14 protein-coding genes are annotated in these 15648 nt (G+C 39.8%); 10 read left to right on the forward strand and 4 right to left on the reverse strand.

Features of this window, described 5'->3' with window-relative positions; translation table 11 throughout:
* Positions 1-575 precede the first annotated feature (575 nt).
* A complete protein-coding gene (locus ACH3Z1_RS05230; protein ID WP_490820806.1) occupies positions 576-1535 on the forward strand; it encodes a ligand-gated ion channel in 960 nt (319 codons plus the stop codon).
* Between the two features lie 27 nt (positions 1536-1562).
* Here ACH3Z1_RS05230 and ACH3Z1_RS05235 read toward each other — a convergent pair whose 3' ends face one another.
* Both ACH3Z1_RS05235 and ACH3Z1_RS05240 read right to left on the reverse strand, forming a co-directional pair.
* Positions 1563-2117 (reverse strand): hypothetical protein, encoded by a 555-nt coding sequence (locus tag ACH3Z1_RS05235; RefSeq protein ID WP_490820807.1) that lies wholly within the window; start codon positions 2115-2117, stop codon positions 1563-1565.
* 65 nt (positions 2118-2182) lie between these two features.
* Positions 2183-2848 (reverse strand): hypothetical protein, encoded by a 666-nt coding sequence (locus ACH3Z1_RS05240; protein ID WP_490820808.1) that lies wholly within the window; start codon positions 2846-2848, stop codon positions 2183-2185.
* Positions 2849-3237: 389 nt separating this feature from the next.
* Here ACH3Z1_RS05240 and ACH3Z1_RS05245 point away from each other — a divergent pair, with 389 nt between their 5' ends.
* The 5 genes from ACH3Z1_RS05245 to ACH3Z1_RS05265 all read left to right on the forward strand — a co-directional run bounded on the left by ACH3Z1_RS05245 (position 3238) and on the right by ACH3Z1_RS05265 (position 6922).
* Complete coding sequence (locus ACH3Z1_RS05245; protein WP_490820809.1) at positions 3238-3789, forward strand: STM3941 family protein; 552 nt, start codon at positions 3238-3240, stop codon at positions 3787-3789.
* A 1-nt stretch (position 3790) separates the two neighbouring features.
* Positions 3791-4597: a hypothetical protein gene (locus ACH3Z1_RS05250; RefSeq protein WP_490820810.1), complete on the forward strand. Its 807-nt coding sequence runs from the start codon at positions 3791-3793 to the stop codon at positions 4595-4597.
* Between the two features lie 38 nt (positions 4598-4635).
* Positions 4636-5151, forward strand: coding sequence for a hypothetical protein (locus ACH3Z1_RS05255; protein ID WP_490820811.1), 516 nt, complete (start codon positions 4636-4638; stop codon positions 5149-5151).
* Positions 5152-5418: 267 nt separating this feature from the next.
* The gene (locus tag ACH3Z1_RS05260) at positions 5419-5970 is read left to right on the forward strand and encodes an OmpH/Skp family outer membrane protein (protein ID WP_490820812.1); all 552 of its coding nucleotides are present in this window, start codon (positions 5419-5421) and stop codon (positions 5968-5970) included.
* A 313-nt stretch (positions 5971-6283) separates the two neighbouring features.
* Complete coding sequence (locus ACH3Z1_RS05265) at positions 6284-6922, forward strand: hypothetical protein (protein ID WP_490820813.1); 639 nt, start codon at positions 6284-6286, stop codon at positions 6920-6922.
* Positions 6923-6993: 71 nt separating this feature from the next.
* Here the strand turns inward: ACH3Z1_RS05265 and bglX are convergent, their stop codons facing one another.
* Both bglX and ACH3Z1_RS05275 read right to left on the reverse strand, forming a co-directional pair.
* A complete protein-coding gene (bglX, locus tag ACH3Z1_RS05270; protein WP_490820814.1) occupies positions 6994-9270 on the reverse strand; it encodes a beta-glucosidase BglX in 2277 nt (758 codons plus the stop codon).
* Between the two features lie 151 nt (positions 9271-9421).
* Positions 9422-11671, reverse strand: a complete 2250-nt coding sequence (locus ACH3Z1_RS05275; RefSeq protein ID WP_490820815.1) for a heavy metal translocating P-type ATPase — start codon at positions 11669-11671, stop codon at positions 9422-9424.
* 263 nt (positions 11672-11934) lie between these two features.
* Between ACH3Z1_RS05275 and ACH3Z1_RS05280 the strand changes: the two genes are divergently transcribed.
* The 4 genes from ACH3Z1_RS05280 to ACH3Z1_RS05295 all read left to right on the forward strand — a co-directional run bounded on the left by ACH3Z1_RS05280 (position 11935) and on the right by ACH3Z1_RS05295 (position 15556).
* Entirely contained in the window at positions 11935-12510 is a 576-nt protein-coding gene (locus ACH3Z1_RS05280) for a helix-turn-helix domain-containing protein (RefSeq protein ID WP_490820816.1), read from the forward strand.
* A gap of 125 nt (positions 12511-12635) precedes the next feature.
* Positions 12636-12851: a heavy-metal-associated domain-containing protein gene (locus ACH3Z1_RS05285; RefSeq protein WP_490820817.1), complete on the forward strand. Its 216-nt coding sequence runs from the start codon at positions 12636-12638 to the stop codon at positions 12849-12851.
* 35 nt (positions 12852-12886) lie between these two features.
* Positions 12887-13369, forward strand: a complete 483-nt coding sequence (locus ACH3Z1_RS05290) for a DUF3347 domain-containing protein (protein WP_490820818.1) — start codon at positions 12887-12889, stop codon at positions 13367-13369.
* A gap of 66 nt (positions 13370-13435) precedes the next feature.
* Positions 13436-15556: a multicopper oxidase domain-containing protein gene (locus ACH3Z1_RS05295; protein ID WP_490820819.1), complete on the forward strand. Its 2121-nt coding sequence runs from the start codon at positions 13436-13438 to the stop codon at positions 15554-15556.
* Positions 15557-15648 lie beyond the last annotated feature (92 nt).

Genomic DNA, 15648 nt, shown 5'->3' on the forward strand with positions numbered 1-15648 from the left:
CAACTATCCCAATACCCAATCATTCCCCAATCCTTCCATACATCAACGCCGTATCATCATCGTACCAGCTTCGGGTTTTTCCGAAGCCGCTTCGGTATTGCTTCGGGAAATCCCGAAGAACACCCGAAGCAAATCCGAAGGAAGTACGAAGGAAATACGGCAGAATCCGAAGAAAAACAGCCATTTCCCGAAGCATTCCCGAAGACTGCCACCCTTTTGACTGGTATTTAGGTTGGGGGGAAATTATTTTTTGGTTCATATGAACTCATTTACAAACGGTTAGCAGGGGTGGCACCACCCCCGCCACCCCAAGGCTCTGTTATTGTGCTGTAAGTTTATGCTCTAATAAACGGTGCTGATGACCGAATACGATCCAATAACAGCATGCGTCATTTTTAAGTATAGAAAACAGTGCGCAGCATGTAAGCACTTGCAGTCTGCCAACGGAACTGTAGTAAATGGTTCACACCATATGCCAGCTAATAGAAAATATTCCAACCTGCACCGCCGGGCTTCCCTGAACCGGGTATTCATTCAATTTTCGTTAACTTACCCCAACTAAACCAACTAATCATATGAAAAAAGCATGGGTCATTATTGTTTTAGTTTTGTTGTATATCAACAACGCCCATGCACAATCCGATAGTAAACCCGATACCGTAAAAACGGGCATTTATATCACCAGCATACACGATATAGATTTCAAACAAAAAGAATACGCCATCAATCTCTGGTTATGGCTACGCTATAAAAATAAAGAGTTCAATTTCGAGAAATACCTGGAACTGCCGCAGGCCAAAAACTTCACTAAATTATACAGCACAGTCGACAGTACAGAAGATGGCATCTATATGCTCATGAAGTTGCAATGCGTGATGAAAGATTCCTGGACCATCAAAAATTTCCCCTTCGATAAACAGCGCCTATGGTTCTCCATCGAAAATTCGCAATACGATGCCAGCTCATTAATATTTGTAGCCGACACAGTGGGTAAAAATTTCGATCCGCGTTTCGTATTGAGGGGCTGGCAGATCGATAGCTTTACATTGTCAACAGCGGTTAAAGGATATGAAACCGGTTTTGGCGACCCTGAACTCGAAACCCCTCATATGGATTACAGTTCTTTCCGGGTAAAAGTGAGTCTGCACAGAGATGCCACCGAGCTTTTCTGGAAAATGTTTCTCGGTATGTACGCTGCATTCCTTATTTCCTTTATCTGCTTTTTTATTCATGCCGATAATATCGACTCCCGTTTTGGTTTAAGTGTGGGTGCTTTATTTGCCGTGATCGGTAATAAATATGTAGTAGAATCTTCTATGCCCGAAGCCACTTCTTTTACGCTCGTGGATGCGCTGCATGGTATAACATTACTCTTTATTTTTCTGGTGGTAACCACATCTGTGTACTCACTTAAACTGGCCAAAGCCAATAAGTTAAAACAGGCAAACCGGTTCGATTTTATAGCGGCGATTATTTTTTTATTGGTCTATATACTGATTAATACCTATTTAATCAGTAATGCAAAGAATGGATAAAACGATAACAGTCTTAACTGATTCTGTTTATCCAAACGGATCATCTTCCGCCTTATACAAAGCAATCAAGTGCTGAAAAGCTTTTTTGAATTTATCAAAATCACTTTGCTGTGCCATCAGGAAAAAGAAAAGCACATCATTCACCGTCTGGTTGCGGCCATAAAACGCTTCCGGACATCCGCTGATTTTTTCCTTCACCAGGTCCTTTTTCACAAATGAAAGCACGAGGTAACGGATATTGTTGTGTCCATAAGATTTCAGCACAATGTCTTTTACATAAATGGGATCGAAATCATAAGAACGCTCCGGACATTTATCATACCCTCCCCAGGAATGTTCGTTGTAAGCATTGAAAGCAAATTTGCTGGTACCGGATGCTGTGTACGAAAAACGAAGACCAGTAGACGTTTCAGTTAAAGCAATACGGTCAACAGTGCTACCCCGGTTGTATTCAAGCCCCACTGTCTTCTGCAATAATTTATTGATATAGTTGATGGTTTCACCTTTTGTTAAGGTAATGTCCTGCGCAAAAGAAAATGCGGTGAAGACCAGGAGTAAAAAAGTAAAGAATAGCTTCCTCATAATTGATTGCATTATACGTTGCAAGGTAAACATTTATGATGGATAGATTCAATAGCATTGGGCAATCAGTTACCAAACGGATCGTCTTCAGCATTTAATAAAGCCTGCAGATGAAGTAAAGCTTTTTTTATTTTATTGAAATTGGTATCGTCTGCCTTGAAATAGGTAAATAACACTTCATTGGTTGTTTTACGCTCGCTTCCAACTTCCCGGAACGAAGTGCATTGCCCGTTAAACTGACCGGCATTGGCGTTGAATTTGTCGTTAACGGTAGTGGCAACAAAATTGTATTGTGCAGATGCTGCCTTCAGTGTAATCTTAATCATACCCACCGTCTGCCCGGAAATGGAAGTTGTTTCCAGGTCAATCGACTTTATTTGCATCGGGTTAAAAGAAATGGTATGTGTTTGTTCTATATAGGTACAGGGATAAATGTAACGGTATCCCACATTGGGTACATATGCCCGATACCCGATGGTCTTATTTACAGAAGTGCCTCTTTCGGTGAAGAGGGTAAGTTTATTGCCATCTAAATTAACGCTGGCATTATAGTAATAATAATTAGTGGTACTGTTTTGATAAGGAACAAGTCGCTGATAGCCGAGTACTTCCTTTATCTTTTTATCGAGATACGAAACCGTTTCGCCTTTTGTTAAAGTAGCTTGTGATTTTCCTTCTGTAGCGAAGCATACAATAAAGAGAACGGTAGCTGTCTGTATTAATTTCCTCATAACCGATTATTATTTTCAATGTACTGGCATAATTTTTTTTCAGCAATACCTAATTATGAGTATTGTTTTAATCCCGGTAGTATATATGCACTACATAAAACAATAAACCTGAAATTTTGTTTCAGGTTATCGATATGAAAAATGCTGTTTATCTTCATATTGCTATATATTTCAGGCTGCATTTTATCATGCATACCACGGTTGTGTTTGTTAAATATTTACAGCAAATAATTACATGGGTAAACCTGAAAAAATAAGTTTAAAAAACAGGGTTGATAAAAGAGAATGTTTCGACATGATCATGAATAAAACCGGACGAGGTCTCTGATGAATTATTATTCTGATTGATGTATTTTCTAATTTCCTAAATCATACTATAAATCTTTCGCATGCAAAAGTTTCGGATCAAAAATAACAGGGCGGGTCATTTTATCGTAATCCTGGCTGTATTGTTACTGATGTCGATAGCAGCCTGGGCCTTTTTTTTCAAAGAAGAATCTATAGCACTGGATGCTACAGCCATCACCATTTTAACGATTATAGGCTCCATTGGCTCCGTTTGTATTTTCATGGCCCTGAAAATGATCATTATAAATCCTGATGTTTTAAGGATGGACGAAAAAGGGTTTGAGTACAACCCGGGTGGCGTGTCTTCCGGATTTATGCACTGGACCAATGTAGCCGAAATAAAATTTGTGGATGTTCGCACTACCCAGGGCCAGTTAAATGGTCCCGTCTGGGAACGTGCACTCACGATTAAACTGAAAGATCCTTCTTTGTACCGGAATCAGTTCAATCCACTCCTGAGAGGCTTGATGGGATTAAATAAAAAGATGTATGATGGCGACATATTTTTCCGGTTGAGCAGTTTCGGAGAACAAGCTGAAGAAGTACATACATTGATGATGAAATACTGGAATGAAAGTAAAACAGCACAATAGCATGACAGTAAAAGCAAGGTATCGAAGTTTTTGTTTCGCTGTTATTTCGTTTTTTATCTCACAGACTGTGTATGCTCAGCAGCGCGATGATGATTTTAAAGCAGCTGTCGCCGCCATCAAAAAAAATATACAATGCTGTTCGGCAGTATTTACAGGAAACCATTCTTTTAAAGCAACGGCGGCCACCATTTTCAGCGGCGGGGCCATAACCATTGTTTATAATAACGGCCATATCCCTTTTTCATTCAATCTTTTCGAGTTACACAAAGATATACGGGCTCCCCTGGGCATATATTATAAAACAGGCAGCAAAACAGTTGAATTCAAAATAAATGAATCGGGCTCACAAGCCATCCGCTTTCATTCGGCAGCAAAGGCAAAAGATACTTACGAACAGATTCGCCGGATCATAGAAACAGATCACCAGAACTATAAACCAGGGTTTAAGTTAACAATCAGTCAAACAATTGACTCCATTAATGCCTTGCTGCGTATTGCTGATAACGACAGAGCAGCAATCACTTTGCTAAATGACAGTGTATTCAAGACTACTCAAATGCCATCTATCCGATACGATATTCATGTTGCTAAACTACAGAATGCAGACCGGGATGCTGTTTTTCAGGTAAAAGGCATCGCTTTCATACCATATGTAAAAGATGGGTTTGGTGCAGGAGCGCGTATTGTTTTTCAGAATGGTCAACAACAAATGGGACTGCTGCAATTCACTTCTGCAGATACAGACACACAAACAATGGTCTATCGTTTGCTGATTCACTTAAGTGACCTGATGCGAAACAGAAAGTAAATTTCTGCCGCATAGCCGACAGATTGATATCATTTAAAATGAGGAAAGAAGAAAATATAGTTCAGTTTTCATCGTTTTCCGGACGAATTGTTTTCCCTGTCTTTTACAGTTTAATGGCCACATTGCTGATACCCGCCACACTATGGTATATTTTAACATCAACAGATATCTATGACATGGCCGGTGGAATAATATTTTTTGTTTTACTCGCTGTTATATGGATTGTATTTGTTTGGGGGGAATTACGCTTAAAGGCCATTCGTATTGTGTTCATGAAAAATGCGATAGAAACTGTTTCTTTTTTAGGGCTGGGAAGAAAGCTAAGCTTTAATAATAATGGGATAACCGGATACAAATTAATGTTAGAGCCGGCATGGCCTTTACCAAATGAGTGTATTATACTATTCAGTAATGAAAAAGAAGTATTACGGATTTCTCGGTTTTACTTTCGTAATTATGAATTGATGAAAGCCCGCATTACAGGTGCATATAAAGATTTGGGAAGAGAAAAATTCAGCACGATAAAAGCCTTGACAGCTATTTTCAAAAACTGATACCATATAAGCTGAACCAAAACAGCAGAGTGGTCAGCCAGTAACAGTGATCAATACTTGATTATAGTAATATCATTTCTGTTTAGCGTTCGATTAGACACTTCTGCACAACTTATGGAAGAATAACATAGATAATAGACATTATCATACCTAAAACTCGGTAATCATTTCTTTTTGAATCGATTACCAGTATACTACTTTATGTTTGTATAAGCCAGTTTAACCAGCGGCGCATATAAACCGAGTAAACATTATAAATCACCTGTTATGAAAAACCTGTTAAGATTGCGTCACCTGTTCATTTTTCTTTTGGCTGCAATAGCAATACAAACGTCTGCTCAAACTTCAGGGAATACAAATTCAGTTGCCTTGATAGACAGTTATATATTCCAGAATGCACAACTGGGCATAAAAAAATTGCTGGACCTGCAAAACAACCTGAATGTAGAATTTAAACCGAGACAGGAAGAAGTAGAATCAATGAGTAAAAAGTACAATGAACTAAAAAAGCGCATTGAACAAAATACAAACGATAATGCGGCAAGACAAAAATTAGTTGATGAAGCAATAGCTTTAGAAAGTACGATCAGACGTAAGTCGGAGGATTATGACGGGCAATTAAAAAAACGATATCAGGCAGTTATGTCGCCGCTGCAGGAACAGATAGGCTCCCATTTAAAAACCTGGTGCAGAAAAAAAGGCTTTATAGGACTGATTGATGTAGCTAAAGACAATAACGGACTGATTATGTGGATGGACGGTCTCTCTGTAGAAGCGTTGACTTTAGAATTGATAAAGTACCTCAACACTGTTTTATAATCATCACTAAAATTGGCTATTCAATAGTATCAGTGATAGCGAATTTTTATGCAGACCAAAATAATAGTTTAATCAGGTGAAATATGTAGTTCATAGACATAAACCTGCAAATGTTATCATACTGCTATCTCTTCTTCTCTATTCACACACGCCGCACATGATCTTCAACTAAATTTGTTTCATACCTGTTCAAAAGCGAATAAGCTTATTGTTCGCTATACAAGTATCTCAATACAATACTGACTGCTTAATGGCTGCAATGGTATATCACTTTTGTAACCAGTAAACTTTTTAATGTATTAAATAGAGCGGTATGAACAACAAAATCCAATCCACAACCGGCAGTCTTTTTATCGCGCTACTCATCGCCACAGCTGCCTGTAACCCTGTAAAACAGGTAAACAGAAAAGCATCGAAACAAGAGGTTAAAAACTTATACCCACAGGTTTCGTTTGATAGTAGTTTAGCCAAAGCTGCATTGGCTTATGGCGATATTACTATTGAAGGGGTTGCATTTACAAAGCCTAAAAACATGTATGGATTCAAAGCGCCATTATCGAAACGCATTTATGCTGTTAATACCACGATCCTGCTTTTTCCGGTAACAGCTTATTTCGAAGCCTGGTATAAGTTGAGAGAAGAGAAAGAAGACAAGCTCACAAAGGTATATATGAGTGAGGAAGCCTTCAAATACCGGATAGCTGAAAAAACAGATGGTTATGGAAGGTTTAAATTTGAAAAAATGAAACCCGGCAGGTATTTTATACAATGTATTGTAAGCTGGAGCGAAGGTAGAAGCAGAGATGTGTACAGAGGAAGCTCATACGGAAGTTTTGGCGCATCGGCCGATCACTACTCACGTGAGTATTATGCTGTAAGTAAGGCAGACAGGCTCGAGGAGTTCATTACTATTCAGCCGGGACAAAAAAAGTTAGAACTTACTTTAAAATAAGAGAAGGGGGTTGTATAGTTTTAGTATACAACCCCCTTCTCTTATGTTGTGAATCTACCAGCTACAAACAGTTATTTCAACTCAAATTTTTGGCTTTTTACCTTCTGTGAATCAGTTCCTATCATCACTTCAAACTCACCAGGCTCACTCACCCATTTCAAATCTGCGTTATAAAATTTCAGATCTTCATTGCTGATGGTAAATGAAACGGTTTTGCTCTCTCCTTTCTTTAAAAATATTTTCCGGAACGATTTCAATTCCTTCACTGGTCTTGTAACACTGCCCACCATATCCCTGATATACAACTGCACCGTTTCCTCCCCATCATAATTACCACTATTGGTTACGGTGATGGTGGCTGTAATTTTTTCACCAGCGCGCATACTGTTACTGCTGAGTGAAAGATCGCTGTAGCTGAAAGTGGTATAACTCAATCCAAAACCAAAAGGAAACAGCGGCTCATTTTCTACATCTAAGTAATTCGATTTGAATTTGGCAAAAGGCTCGTGGTTAAAAGGTCGGCCTGTGTTTTTATGCGCGTAATACAAAGGAACCTGTCCCACATTTTTCGGGAAAGTCATGCTGAGTTTACCGGATGGATTATAATTACCAAACAATACATCGGCCACGGCATTTCCTGTTTCTGTTCCGCCAAACCAGATATCGAGTAAGGCATCTGCATTGGCCGCCTCCCATTCAAGTGTTAACGGACGACCGTTCAGTAATACGATTATCAGAGGCTTGCCGGTTTTTTTCAATGCACGCAACAAAGCTTTCTGGCTCTCCGGAATACCAATATTGGAACGGCTTGATGCTTCACCACTCATATCGGCTGCTTCGCCCACAACCGCAACAATAATATCTGATTTAGCTGCTACACTCACTGCTTCACTGATCATGTCTTCCGGTTTGCGTTTGTCTTTTTCTATTTCAACACCCAATGCATTGGAACGGGCCACTTCAAAAGAATCGCTGCTGATATCGGCACCTTTGGCATACGCAACAGCACCATTGTTACCCATAGCAGCTTTTATGCCTTCCAGTATAGAAACAGATTCTTTCCAGTCGCCTGAAACCGACCAGGTACCCAGCATATTTCTTTTGTTATCTGCCAACGGACCTACCAATGCAATCGAACTGTTCTTTTTCAATGGCAGTGTCTGTGCATTGTTTTTCAACAATACAAAAGAACGGGTGGCTGCTTCTCGCGCCTGTTTTCTGGTAGTGGCAGTCATGATTTCTGCACTGGTACGCGCTTCACTTGTATTACGATACGGTGATGTAAAAAGCCCCAGTTTATATTTTGCTTCCAGTATTCTTCTGCAGGCTGCATCAATTTGCTGGATCGTGATCTTGCCTTCTGTTAATGATTTTTTGAGTGTGGTGAGAAAACCTTCACCCACCATATCCATATCAAGACCGGCGCGGAGCGATAATGCAGAAACCGCCTGGAGATCGCCCATACCATGATTAATCATTTCATTCACCGAAGTATAATCAGATACCACAAAACCTTTGAAGCCCCATTCTTTGCGCAGCAGGTCTGTAAGCAACCATTTATTTCCAGTTGCTGGTACGCCATCAATTTCATTGAATGAACTCATTACACTGGCGGCACCGGCATTAATGGCTGCACGGTAAGGAGGCAGGTATTCCTGGTACATTCTAAGGCGGCTCATATCAACGGTATTGTAATCGCGCCCGGCTTCAGAAGCGCCATAGAGTGCAAAATGTTTTACACAGGAAAGCACTGCATCTTCTTTGCTGAGGTCATTACCCTGGTAACCTTTCACCATGGCGGCAGCAATCAATGAACCGAGAAATGGATCTTCACCAGAACCTTCTGAAACACGTCCCCAGCGTGGATCGCGGGCAATATCAACCATAGGAGAAAATACCCAGTTTAGTCCATCGGCAGAAGCTTCTCGTGCAGCAGTGCGTGCGAGATTTCTGATGAGGCTGGTATCCCAACTGCAAGACAATGCAAGCGGAATAGGGAAAGTTGTTTTATGACCATGGATCACATCAGAACCCATCAACAAAGGAATACCCAGTCTTGAACTTTTTAAAGCCAACTCCTGTGCCTTACGTACTTTATCCTGTCCTACCACACCAAATAAACCACCTACTTTACCTTCTTTTATTTTCTGTTCTACATCTTTACTTACCACTGCACCTGTTGCCACACCACCTCCTGGTGTAAGCAGGTTCAACTGACCAATTTTTTCATCGATGGTCATTTTTTTCATCAGTTGATCCACAAACTGGTTCATGTTGGTTGGTGTGTTTTGCGCCACTACCGGTTGCGTTAAGCCAATCAAGGCGGCCGCTACAATTTTCTTAAGCATATTCCTACGTATTTAGCAAGCGGAAAGTTAGTTTGAAATAATGGTTCCTTGTTTATTTATTGGTTAAAATAAACAAATGAAAACCGGTATTATGTAACTAAACAGCCCGGTGTCTTACCGGGCTGTCAACCAAACTGTCATCCTTCTATGATTACTTAAGGGAAGAAAATTTTAGTCTTAAACTATTACTTACCACACTTACACTACTTAATGCCATGGCAGCACCAGCAATCATAGGATTCAATAAAAATCCATTCACAGGATAAAGAAGACCAGCAGCAACAGGAATGCCAATCAGGTTATAGATAAAGGCCCAGAACAAATTTTGTTTAATAGTAGCTACTGTTGCTTTCGACAGTCGAATAGCTTTTGGAATACTTGTGAGATCAGATGTAATAAGGGTCATTTTTGCTACATCCATAGCAATATCGCTTCCTTTACCCATAGCAATACTAACATCGGCCAGCGCAAGGGCGTGGCTGTCATTAATACCATCACCCACCATGGCAACCGTTTTGCCGGCTTTTTGTAAACTTTCAATAAATGCAGCTTTCTCCGATGGTAAAACCTCTGCTTTAAATGTTTTTATACCAACTTCTTCCGCAATGGCTTTGGCCGTTTGCTGATTATCGCCCGTAAGCATATACACATCAATGCCAAGCATATTCAGTTCATCAATGGCCTGTTTGGAGCTTGGTTTTATTTTATCGGTAATGGCAATGATGGCTTTGGCCGTTTTATCTTCCGAAAAAAGAATAACAGTCTTAGCCTGCTGTTGTAACATATGTAACTTACCCTGTAAAAAATCATTGATTTCTACCTTGTTTTCTTTCATCATCGATGGACTACCCACAGTATATACATGATCTTCATAAACTGCTACGATACCTTTTCCGGTAATACTTTCAACCTGATCAACAGTAACCTTGTCGATATTTTCTTTGTCAAGATAACGTACCACAGCTTCAGCCAAAGGGTGCTCAGACTGAAGTTCGATGGCAAGTAGTATACTTTGTAATTTTTGTGTGTTTGTCCATTCTGAAAACAGCATATCACTTACTTCTGGTTTTCCCTCGGTGATGGTACCTGTTTTATCTAATACAATGGCATTGACTTTATGCGCCAGCTCGAGACTTTCAGCATCTTTTATGAGCATATTGTTTTCTGCGCCTTTACCAATACCAACCATAATAGCAGTAGGTGTTGCCAACCCAAGAGCACAAGGACAGGCTATAACTAATACAGTAACCGCATTCAGGAGTGCTTGTGTGAAAGCATTTTCAACACCCGATAAAGCCCAAATGACAAAAGTGAGTATCGATATAACGATAACAATCGGAACAAATATTCCTGCAATTTTATCTACCAGTTTTTGTACAGGCGCTTTACTACCCTGCGCCTGTTCTACCATTCTGATGATTTGAGCCAAAAAGGTTTCAGACCCAATTTTTTCAGCCCTGAACCTAAAACTACCTTTTTGGTTAATGGTTCCGGTAAACACTTTATCACCGGCTTTTTTCTCTACCGGTAGCGGTTCTCCGGTAATCATACTTTCATCTATAAAAGAACTACCAGTGATGACAGAGCCGTCAACCGGAATTTTTTCACCAGGTTTTACGAGGATAACTGCATTTTTCTGGACGGAAGCAACCGGCGCTTCAACGGTTTCATCATTGTCCAGTACCAGCGTAACCGTTTTCGGCTGAAGCCCGATTAACTTTTTTATGGCAGAGGATGTATTTGATTTTGCTCTTTCTTCCAGTAGTTTACCTAGTGAGATAAAAGCTACAATTACAGCCGCAGCTTCAAAATACACGTGCGCATGAAGTCCGCGCTCATGCCAGAAAGAAGCAAAAAATGTATTGAAACAACTGAAAAGCCAGGCAATACCGGTACTCAAAGCAACCAGCGTATCCATATTGGCTTTCCGGTGTCTGGCCTGTTTCCACGCAGTTATAAAAAACTGCTTACCAAAATAAAATACAACAGGTGTCGATAAAACCAGCATTATATAATTAGCATATGGCATATCCATAAAAAACATGCCTATGATAACTATGGGCACCGATAAGATAGATGACCAGATGGTTCGCTGCCTGATCATTTTATAATGCTTTAACTGAGCTTCTTCTTTGACCTGTTGTTGATTAGCTTCTGTAATAACAATATCATAACTAATGGAACGAATAGCAGTTTGAAATTCTTCAGGTCCAGTAATAGCAGTATCATATATGACCCATGCATCCTGATTGGCAAAATTCACAGCGGCATCCTGCACCCCCTCTATGGATTTTAAAGTTGACTCTACGCTAACTGCACAGGCAGCACAGGTCATTTCAAGAATAGGAAATGTTTTTCTTGTAATAATCGGATTAGCTTTAGTTGGCCGATCTGTTTTCATGATGATCAATTTTTAGCAAAACTATTTTGACCATCAAACACGGCTATTATATAATTCAGCAATAGTTGTATATAATTTGCCGAAGATGAAATGTGATTAGTAGAAGATAGCTAAAGCCTTTAGCTAAAAGAAACTGAGCATTTTTAAGTAATGTGTTCTGTTTCTTTCCGGCATTTCTTTAGTAAAAAAGTATAATAATTTGTTTAATAGGGAAAACCATAGCAGTGTGCAGCATATCAGAATATGGGTATCTTTGATCAACCATGTCGAAACTCCTTCATATTAAAAATATGGTTTGCGACCGTTGCATAATGGTGGTAAAAGATGTGTTTCTAAATGCAGGAATTGCTATTACCGGTATCCAACTTGGCCAGGTGGCGCTGAATGAGGAGCCAGATCAGCATCAGATTGAAACGCTTAGGGCTAAATTAGAAGAACTTGGATTTGAGTTACTGGATGATAAAAAATCGAAACTGGTCGACCGTATTAAAACCGTTATCGTATCTCTCATACATGGCAACGCTGCTGAAGAGTTCAATCTTAAACTCTCGGCTTTACTCGAGGAGAAGCTTGAGGTAGACTATCATTATCTCAGCACATTGTTTTCCTCTGTAGAAGGAATTACCATAGAACGCTATGCCATTTTACAACGCATTGAAAAAGTAAAAGAATGGCTGATGTACGACGAAAAAAGCCTCAGCGAAATTGCTTACGAAATGGGTTATAGCAGTGTGCAGCATTTATCGCAACAGTTTAAAAAAACCACAGGTCTTACCCCTTCTCAGTTCAAGTTGCTTAAAGAAAACAAAAGAAAACCCCTGGATAAAATCACCGACTGATACTAGCCATCTCGAAATTATATACATCCCTTACCGGATTATATAACAAATTAAGTATCTCTTCATTCTAATTTTACATCATTAATCAGACGGGATATTCCGCTGGGATTATTAAATGTAGAAAAATGGAAGTTTTAAAATTTAAAACAACGATTAAGTGTATGGGCTGTGTAAGTAATGTTACACCCGCTCTTAACAAAGTTGCCGGTGAAAATAACTGGCAGGTAGATATTCAGCACCCTGAAAAAATTCTTCAGGTTGACGCAGAACAAGGTATCCAGGCTACTGATATTATTAAAGCAGTTCAGGAAGCCGGATATAAAGCAGAACCTGTTCAATAACAGGTTCTTTTATTTCGTAACCAACCTTCACCGATATGAAACAACTACTCTTTTTTGTCTTATTGTGTACCACACAAATTGTCATAGCACAAACAAACACCATGAATTCAGTATTGAAAAATTACCTGGACATTAAAAATGAACTGGTTGCGGGCAATACAGCCAACAGTAAAAATGCGGCTGTTACCATGAAACAAACAGTGGATGCCATCACCAGCAAAAGCATTTCGGCAGATGAATGGAAGGCTTTCAGCCTCGCAAAAGCAAAACTGGTGGATAACCTGGCTGTTTTTATTGCTGCAAAAGATATCAGTAAGCAAAGAGAGGTTTTCTCGGCACTATCTGATCAAATGATACAATTGGCAAAAGCCACTTCACTCAGTGCAACAGAATTGTACGTGGATTACTGCCCTATGAAAAAAGTATTCTGGCTGAGTACTGAAAAGGACATCAGAAACCCTTATTATGGAAGTATGATGTTATCCTGCGGAAATATAAAAGAAACCATTAAACACTAAGGCATGCGACGGATCTGTCTTCTTTTAATGTTGATAATCATTGTTACAGCTATACAAGCGCAGCATATGTCTGCTGACATACATAATACCAGGATGCCTTTTCTGACAAGAAGCGGCAGCAAAATAACGTATCATTTATATGTAACAGATACTACAGTAAACTATACAGGTAAAAAAGCAAACGGGGTTGCTATAAATGGCAGTATTCCGGCGCCTACACTGTATTTTAAAGAAGGAGACAGTGCGGAAATTCATGTGCATAACCTTATGCATATGGAAACATCTATTCATTGGCATGGGTTAATACTTCCTAATGAACAGGATGGGGTTCCTTATTTAACAACCGCACCCATCAAGGCTCACAGCACACATATATTCAGGTTTCCGATTGTTCAACAGGGAACCTACTGGTATCATTCACATACTATGTTGCAGGAGCAGAGCGGTATGTATGGCGCAATCGTTATACACCCCAAACAGCAAACGGATATCAAGGAAGAAGTGGTATTGTTGAGCGACTGGACCAATGAAAACCCTGATCAGGTTGAGCGGTCATTGCATTATGCCACAGACTGGTATGCGATTAAGAAAGGGGCCACACAGGATTACCTGCAGGCCATCAAAGAAAAAAAACTGGGAGTGAAACTAGGCAACGAGTGGAAACGTATGATGGCCATGGATGTAAGTGATGTTTATTATGATGCCTTATTTACCAATGGAAAGATAGAAGACATACAAAAGAATTACAAGCCAGGTGACAAGATAAGGCTACGAATTATTAACGGAAGCTCATCCACTTATTTCTGGGTTGGTTTTGGCGGAGGTAAAATGTCTGTGGTAGCCAATGATGGTGCAGAAGTAGAACCGGTAGAGATAGACCGGATGATTGTTGGTGTATCTGAAACCTACGATGTAATAGTTACCCTGCCAGATACGGGCAGTTATGAATTGCGGGCCACAGCAGAAGACAGAACAAGGGCCACTTCATTATGGCTGGGAGAAGGGAGAAAGCTTCACGCACCCGTTTTACCCAGGCTCAAATATTTTGAAGGAATGAAAATGATGAATGGCATGATGAATATGGATGGCAGCATGAATGATATGGGTATGAAAATGAGCCTGCAGCAAATGGACATGAATATGGTGATGTATCCTGAGATTGTTGATAGCAATCAACAAATCAAAACACTGAATTATGCAATGCTGAAAGCACCGAAAAAAACCAGTTTGCCGCAGGGTCCTTACCGCGAGTTGAAATTTGAATTAACAGGTAATATGAACAGGTATGTATGGACACTCAACAATAAAACCATTTCTGAATCCGATAAAATTCTGATCAAACAGGGAGAGAATATCAGGATTGTATTAACCAATAATTCAATGATGCGTCATCCCATGCATTTGCATGGTCATTTTTTCAGGACATTAAATGGGCAGGGGGAATATGCCCCTTTGAAAACGGTGCTCGATATTATGCCCATGGAAACCGATACAATTGAGTTTCATGCATCAGAAAAATATGGTGACTGGTACTTTCATTGTCATATCCTGTACCATATGATGAGCGGAATGGGAAGAATCTTTTCTTATGAAAACACACCGCCCAATCCACAAATTCCTGATCCTAAAAAAGCGCTGCGTAAAGTATATCGCGACGACCGGCGGTTTTACCTGGGTGCACAAATCGGTCTGGAAACAAATGGTTCCGATGGTGAAATCATGTATTCCAATACCCGTTGGATGATACAGAATGAATGGCGTTTGGGAACCAACCGTGAACAGGGGTATGAAAATGAATTTCATATTGGCAGGCTGATTGGAAGAAACCAGTGGTTTATGCCCTATATCGGATTCGACTGGCGTTACCGAAACCATAGTGAAGTTGAAAAAAATCTTTTTGGGCAGGTAAACACCAAAAACCAGCGTGGGGTTGTGTGTTTTGGATTTCAATATACAATGCCAATGTTGATCAGGGCAGATGCACGTATTGATACTGATGGGAAAATAAGGGTACAGTTGGGAAGGGAAGACATGCCCATAAGCAGCAGGCTGCGGTTAAATTTTATGTGGAATACAGATAAAGAATACATGACCGGGTTCAGGTATATCTTAAACAAATACATGTCTGTCTCTTCTCATTACGACAGCGATATGGGTTTCGGTGCTGGCATTGCTATTACCTATTAGGACGGTCATGTGAAAGCTTCGGGCGGTTTTGCATTCGTAAAAAACAACTATAACAGTTTATTAATATATTTTAATTGTTATATTTATGGTAT

The organism is Sediminibacterium sp. FW305-C-49 (assembly GCF_058231085.1).

Excerpts from the sequence above, each read along its gene's own strand:
- ACH3Z1_RS05280 (WP_490820816.1), top strand. The coding sequence starts at position 11,935 with ATGTCGAAACTCCTTCATATTAAAAATATGGTTTGCGACCGTTGCATA.
- ACH3Z1_RS05245 (WP_490820809.1), top strand. The coding sequence starts at position 3,238 with ATGCAAAAGTTTCGGATCAAAAATAACAGGGCGGGTCATTTTATCGTA.
- ACH3Z1_RS05290 (WP_490820818.1), top strand. The coding sequence starts at position 12,887 with ATGAAACAACTACTCTTTTTTGTCTTATTGTGTACCACACAAATTGTC.
- ACH3Z1_RS05250 (WP_490820810.1), top strand. The coding sequence starts at position 3,791 with ATGACAGTAAAAGCAAGGTATCGAAGTTTTTGTTTCGCTGTTATTTCG.
- ACH3Z1_RS05260 (WP_490820812.1), top strand. The coding sequence starts at position 5,419 with ATGAAAAACCTGTTAAGATTGCGTCACCTGTTCATTTTTCTTTTGGCT.
- ACH3Z1_RS05285 (WP_490820817.1), top strand. The coding sequence starts at position 12,636 with ATGGAAGTTTTAAAATTTAAAACAACGATTAAGTGTATGGGCTGTGTA.
- ACH3Z1_RS05255 (WP_490820811.1), top strand. The coding sequence starts at position 4,636 with ATGAGGAAAGAAGAAAATATAGTTCAGTTTTCATCGTTTTCCGGACGA.
- ACH3Z1_RS05265 (WP_490820813.1), top strand. The coding sequence starts at position 6,284 with ATGAACAACAAAATCCAATCCACAACCGGCAGTCTTTTTATCGCGCTA.
- ACH3Z1_RS05275 (WP_490820815.1), bottom strand. The coding sequence starts at position 11,671 with ATGAAAACAGATCGGCCAACTAAAGCTAATCCGATTATTACAAGAAAA.
- ACH3Z1_RS05235 (WP_490820807.1), bottom strand. The coding sequence starts at position 2,117 with ATGAGGAAGCTATTCTTTACTTTTTTACTCCTGGTCTTCACCGCATTT.
- bglX (WP_490820814.1), bottom strand. The coding sequence starts at position 9,270 with ATGCTTAAGAAAATTGTAGCGGCCGCCTTGATTGGCTTAACGCAACCG.
- ACH3Z1_RS05240 (WP_490820808.1), bottom strand. The coding sequence starts at position 2,848 with ATGAGGAAATTAATACAGACAGCTACCGTTCTCTTTATTGTATGCTTC.
- ACH3Z1_RS05230 (WP_490820806.1), top strand. The coding sequence starts at position 576 with ATGAAAAAAGCATGGGTCATTATTGTTTTAGTTTTGTTGTATATCAAC.
- ACH3Z1_RS05295 (WP_490820819.1), top strand. The coding sequence starts at position 13,436 with ATGTCTGCTGACATACATAATACCAGGATGCCTTTTCTGACAAGAAGC.